Annotated in this window: 9 protein-coding genes; 2 read left to right on the forward strand and 7 right to left on the reverse strand. The window is 47.5% G+C overall.

Going from position 1 to position 5,106, the window contains the following annotated elements:
- Nucleotides 1-229: hypothetical protein (locus tag LIZ87_RS21805; protein ID WP_227149202.1), on the forward strand; the 229-nt coding region annotated here is incomplete at its 5' end.
- Nucleotides 230-251: 22 nt separating this feature from the next.
- On the opposite strand, the gene LIZ87_RS21810 is transcribed toward LIZ87_RS21805, so the two are convergent.
- The 4 genes from LIZ87_RS21810 to LIZ87_RS21825 form a co-directional block, all read right to left on the reverse strand.
- A complete protein-coding gene (locus LIZ87_RS21810; protein ID WP_009274458.1) occupies nucleotides 252-395 on the reverse strand; it encodes a hypothetical protein in 144 nt (47 codons plus the stop codon).
- Nucleotides 396-694: 299 nt separating this feature from the next.
- Nucleotides 695-991, reverse strand: a complete 297-nt coding sequence (locus tag LIZ87_RS21815; protein WP_012816208.1) for a DUF3847 domain-containing protein — start codon at nucleotides 989-991, stop codon at nucleotides 695-697.
- Nucleotides 984-1,325 (reverse strand): DeoR family transcriptional regulator, encoded by a 342-nt coding sequence (locus LIZ87_RS21820; protein ID WP_003020305.1) that lies wholly within the window; start codon nucleotides 1,323-1,325, stop codon nucleotides 984-986. Before LIZ87_RS21820 ends, LIZ87_RS21815 begins: the two co-directional genes overlap by 8 nt.
- On the reverse strand, nucleotides 1,322-1,510 hold the full coding sequence (locus LIZ87_RS21825; RefSeq protein WP_055058411.1) for a hypothetical protein: 189 nt from the start codon (nucleotides 1,508-1,510) through the stop codon (nucleotides 1,322-1,324). Before LIZ87_RS21825 ends, LIZ87_RS21820 begins: the two co-directional genes overlap by 4 nt.
- A gap of 483 nt (nucleotides 1,511-1,993) precedes the next feature.
- Between LIZ87_RS21825 and LIZ87_RS21830 the strand changes: the two genes are divergently transcribed.
- Nucleotides 1,994-2,800, forward strand: a complete 807-nt coding sequence (locus LIZ87_RS21830; RefSeq protein ID WP_012816207.1) for a helix-turn-helix domain-containing protein — start codon at nucleotides 1,994-1,996, stop codon at nucleotides 2,798-2,800.
- A 93-nt stretch (nucleotides 2,801-2,893) separates the two neighbouring features.
- On the opposite strand, the gene LIZ87_RS22640 is transcribed toward LIZ87_RS21830, so the two are convergent.
- From LIZ87_RS22640 to LIZ87_RS21845, 3 genes are all read right to left on the reverse strand, one after another.
- Nucleotides 2,894-4,195: an MATE family efflux transporter gene (locus LIZ87_RS22640; RefSeq protein ID WP_003020289.1), complete on the reverse strand. Its 1,302-nt coding sequence runs from the start codon at nucleotides 4,193-4,195 to the stop codon at nucleotides 2,894-2,896.
- Nucleotides 4,188-4,622 carry a MarR family winged helix-turn-helix transcriptional regulator gene (locus tag LIZ87_RS21840; RefSeq protein WP_227083177.1) on the reverse strand — a complete coding sequence of 145 codons (435 nt, stop codon included), beginning with the start codon at nucleotides 4,620-4,622 and terminating at the stop codon, nucleotides 4,188-4,190. Before LIZ87_RS21840 ends, LIZ87_RS22640 begins: the two co-directional genes overlap by 8 nt.
- A 116-nt stretch (nucleotides 4,623-4,738) precedes the next feature.
- On the reverse strand, nucleotides 4,739-5,106 hold a 368-nt coding region (locus LIZ87_RS21845; RefSeq protein WP_227149203.1), incomplete at its 5' end, for a TnpV protein.

Below are 5,106 nucleotides of genomic sequence, written 5' to 3' on the forward strand. Positions count from 1 at the left end.
CGGCAACCGCAGACTGCCGCTGGCTGCGCTGAACAATCGTGATTTCGTTGTGTGGACAGGGCATTTCGTGTCCCTCCTTTCGCTAATTGGTGGACGGGGTGGCGTTTTACCACCTCATTTTGGGCAGAAAAAAAGCAGGAGACCTTTTTCAGATTTCCTGCTCGGTGTGCCGCTATGTGGGCGGCGGGTATTTAATTGTAAAAGTTCGGGGCAAGTTGACCCGATGTGAAGCTGACAAACTGGAAGTTATTTTACTTGCGTTCTATAAATCCTATGATTGAAAAAATCAATCCTACAATCCCAATTCCGATAACGAGCAGCCCCATTCCTGATGAGCAAAGAGAAATTATAATGGCAAAGAGTAGTATCGCAATACCTAATCCAATTTTCTTCATTGTAAATCCTCCTTTACAAATGCCGATTTGTTGTCATCTTCATTATACTTCATTGGCTATCGAAAAGATAGCATATTTTATGAAACTTGTCGGCTGGGAACAGCTTGCAACGCAAGGTGTCCCCAGATGGCAAGTACACAAAAGGGTAGCTGGCGGCAGCCAGCGCAGGGGAAGCGTAGCGTCCCCTGTATGATTTGGAGCAGACCTTGACTGCGGAAAATCACAGCCCTCCGGCGAGGAGCCTTCGGAGAACGCAATGCACCAACCTCTGGGTGGTGTATAATTGCGCCCTTAGTAAACTAAGGGGTTTCCGGCTTCTTCCGTTCCAGCAGTTTTTTCAATAGTTCCTGCGTGTCCTGCCTGTGAAAAATGAGTTTCAATAACAGCATGACATCATCATCTGTCAGGCGTTCCGGCTCTTGCAGAAAACTTTCCAGCATACCGCCACGGGTACAGAGCCGGTGCGTCCGTTCCTTTCGGGTAAGCTGCTTCAACTGGTGCTGCAATACCTTTTCATCATTAATGGCTTTCCGCAGCTTCTTTTCGCTTTTCTCCAGCTCCCTGTTGAGCTTTTCCAGCTTTGAGGTATCAGGCAAGGGCAGCGTCCTCCTTTCCCGGTATCAGCACATAAATCCTGTTTGGTTCTCCAACGCCCTGACGCACCCGCATGATAAGTCCGGCGGTTTCCAGTTCATTCAGAGAACGCTTGACCGTCATGGGACTGCGGGACAGGACTGCGGCAATGGCTGTGACAGGGAAGCAGACAAACAGGATTCCGTTCTCGTCCTCCTGCCCTTTGGACAGCATAGCGTCCAGCATCCGGCAGTACATGACCTTTGCGGTGCTGCTGACTGGAAATCCTGTCAACGCTCTGGGAAAGGGCATACAGGGCGGCAAGGGTGTGTCTATCGTCATAAATTCAAAATTCATTCGGTGTGTGCCTCCTTTTTCTTTGCTCGTTTGGATAAATAACGGGGGCAGTCAATCACAACCGCCCGGAAGCTCTGCCTGCACCCATGCTGGCATTTCCGGCATAATTCGTTGTAAGTGACACGCCCCCGGTCATTGAGGTAAAAGGAAAGCTCATATTTCCTCTTTTTACTCATTCTCGGCATATTGTGTTTCCTCCCGTTTTAGTGTATGGTTTCGGGGCGATTTTCGGCAAAATTACAGCCATAGAGCCGCCTAAAATCTCCCGAAGTATCAGCGATAGGGTAGGCTATCCCCCTATCAGATTGTCGTGTTTCGGTATCATTTCGGTGTCAGTTCGCCAGTTCTCCCCGGTGTCGTTCCTCCCCTGAATCTCACAGCGGCGTATCGCTCCCTTTGGTATGCTCGTTTTGGTCAGGGTTCCTCCACATCCCTGCCAAAAGTCATGGCACTACATCGCCGGGGAAGCATATCCCACACAGGCTGGTCATTCGATTGGAATAATCCATCGATGAACTACCTGTATCATAGAACATTTTTGTGCCCTGTGCCGTATGTCCACAAAGTAGGAATTAGGAGTAAAAATCAGAAATTTCCACGATTGCGGAAAGTGTGATATAATCCAGTTAAGCGGCAGCAATGAAACCGCCGGAAAGGAGTGTGCGCCCATGAAAGGAGCAACAAGCATACAGGAACGCCTTTGGGAACTCCGCAAGGACAAAGGCTTAAATCTGGAAGAACTATCAAAGCTGACGGGTATTTCCAAATCTGCTCTCGGAAGTTATGAAAAAGAGGATTTTAAGGAAATCAATCATGGCAACCTTATCACGCTGGCAGACTTCTATGGGGTTTCCGTTGATTATCTACTGTGCCGGACAGAGAACAGGGAGCAGATCAACACGTCATTGACGGAGCTGCATTTGAATGATGAGATGGTTGCTCTCCTGAAAAGCGGTCGGATTAACAACCGTCTGCTCTGTGAGCTTGCCACACATAAAGATTTTATCAAGTTTCTTGCAGACATTGAGATTTATGTGGACGGGATTGCCACCATGCAGATTCAAAATCTCAATGCACTTGTCGATACCGTCCGGCATGAAATCATTGAACGGTATCGCCCCGGCGAAGATGACCCCCATTTGAAAGTGTTGCAAGCCGCCCATATCAGCGATGATGAATATTTCAGCCACATGGTTCTGGATGACCTCAATCTCATTATCCGGGATATTCGGGAAACTCACAAAAAGGACAGTGAGAGTGCGCCCCAGACCACCGTTGCCGATGAACTGAAAGAAAATCTGGAAGCGGTCGAAAATTTCAAGGGCAGTCGGGATGAAAAGCTGGTCATCCTTTATTGCAAGCAACTCGGTATCAACTATAAAAATCTGTCGGAAGAAGAATTCCGCTGGCTCATTCGGATTCTCAAAAAATCAAAGAAAATGGGAACGCCTATCAGCCAAAGGAAAAAACGGTAAAGAAAAACCGCTGTTGCATGGTTTGTTAGCTTCCATGTAGCAGCGGTTTTTACTGTGGTTATTCAGTTGAAAATCAGAACGATAAACTGGAAGTTATCGATTTCTTTGTGCGCTGTATCTAACGGACAGCACAATGCTTACTGATGCGGTAATGACCTTTGCAAATACGGCGCTCCACCAAATCGTGATTTGACCGCCAAACACCGGCGGCAGCATCAGCATCAACACCAGCATGATGATGGGTTCGATAAAGGTCAGAACATAGGACAGCACACTTTTTTCGGTTGCGTAGAAAGCCGCCGCGGAAACTCGTGTGATGGCGTCAAACGGAACCGACACAAGGAAGATCGGCATGACCTTTATGACCCCTGCGTTTACCTCGGCAGATGAACCGAACAGTAGTCCAATCTTTCCACGGAGCAGGTAAATCAGAATCGCACTGATTACCGCCAAAACCATGGAAAATTCATACGCCAGCGTTTTGGTTTGTTTGAGCGATTTTTCTTCGCCTGCTCCGTAGAACTGACTCATGAGCGGCTGGCTACCATCACCGACACCCTGCAAAAGAAGATAAACAATGCAGATGATATAGGAGATACAGGCATAGGTGGCGATAGCCTCCTGTCCGCCATAATAAACCGAAAATCGGTTGATGATCACAAGAGAGATATTTGGGGCAAGGGTCAAGCCAAATGGAGCAAGTCCGATTTTTAATATCTGAAATGCCGTTTTCGGGGTATCAACAGGTGCGATTTTCAGAGTGAGGTTCTTTTTGATGGCGCAATACACGAGTGCAACCGCCATGGTAACTCCCTGCCCAATAATGGTCGCCAATGCCGCACCGTACATGCCCCGTCCAAGAACCCACACAAAAGTATAGTCAAGAGCAACATTGGTAGCAAAGCCGCAGATCATAGCGATCATTGCCCACAAAGAACCGCCGTAATTACGCATAAACGGAACCAGTCCGGTGCCGAACACCTGTAAAATCGCTCCAAGGGCAATTACCTTGATATACTCATTTCCCAGAGTAAGCAACTCGCCCGATGCACCAAGGGCAGAAAGGATTTTCTCTGAAGTGAAGAAAACGGTGACAGTCAGGACAGCGCTGAAAAGAAGCATCAGCCATGTTGCACCGGCAACGAACTCCCGTGCTTTTTTCTCATTTCCTGCTGCTTTCAGAATGGAGTATTTGACTGAACCGCCCATTCCGATTCCTGTCCCTACGGATTGCAGGACCGCCGTGATGGGATATGCAATGTTGATTGCGGAAAGTCCGGCATCCCCGATTGAGTTGCCTACAAAGAAACCGTCAACGATGGCATACACCCCGGAAAGCGCAAAGGATAACACGGACGGAATCACATACTGAAAGAAAGTCCGCTTGTTATTCACTGCCCAGCCCTCCTCTCAGCTCTCTTTCAAAGAGAAGATTGAAAAGGTCAAGAATTTCACACATGGCTTGGAGCCGTTCGTTCCCGATTGTTCTATAAACCTTCTCCTCGGCTTTTCGTAAAGGCGCAATCATTCTGTGGGCGTATACCTGTCCGCTTTCAGTCAAGACGATCCGCTTCTCACGTTTATCGCCCTCGCTGGCCTCCAACAGTAAATAGCCCTTCTTTTGAAGTGCGCTCACGACCGTATGAACCGTCTGTTTTTGCATACCGAAATTCTCTGCGATCTGCTTTTGCGTCAGTTCTCCCATGGATTCCAGCGCATACAGCACCATCATTTCCGGGTATCCGATGCCAAGTACTGAAGCTGCTTTTGTATATAGCGCAGTGCTTTTCTCCCACGCAACGTTAAAATGATTGTTTTCCATAAGTCCTCCTCTTACAAATAGTATTTACAAATACTATTATAGTATATTGTAAGGACTATTGTCAAGGGCGTATGGAGCAAAAAATTCTTATTTGTCATAATCATTCTACCATACCGTTATGAATAAATCATCTCTTGCAAAATAATTTCTTCTGCCCGGTTGTGAATGTTATTGCAACGCCGCACCCATTCCATTTGTTGGGTTCGTTTCAATTCCTCGGTCACGCCCTCGGCATCTTTCATCTGCTCCATGATGGTGTCTAACCGTTCCTGTGCCTGTTCGTTCAGGTCTGCAAGGTATGTCCATAACTCCCCTGTCAAGGTCAAGGTGTTCAATTTGGCTGGGTGGACTTCTCTTAAATACTCCCGGTGCATCCGTCCGTACTTTCCGATAGGGCGATGTTCCTCCGGCAGCTTCAAATCTGGGATATAGTAATCTCCGACAAGGATATAATCAATTCCGTTTTCCGTTATTCTTGGTTTCA

The sequence above is a fragment of the Lacrimispora sp. 210928-DFI.3.58 genome (genome assembly GCF_020554865.1).
Classification (GTDB): domain Bacteria; phylum Bacillota; class Clostridia; order Lachnospirales; family Lachnospiraceae; genus Enterocloster.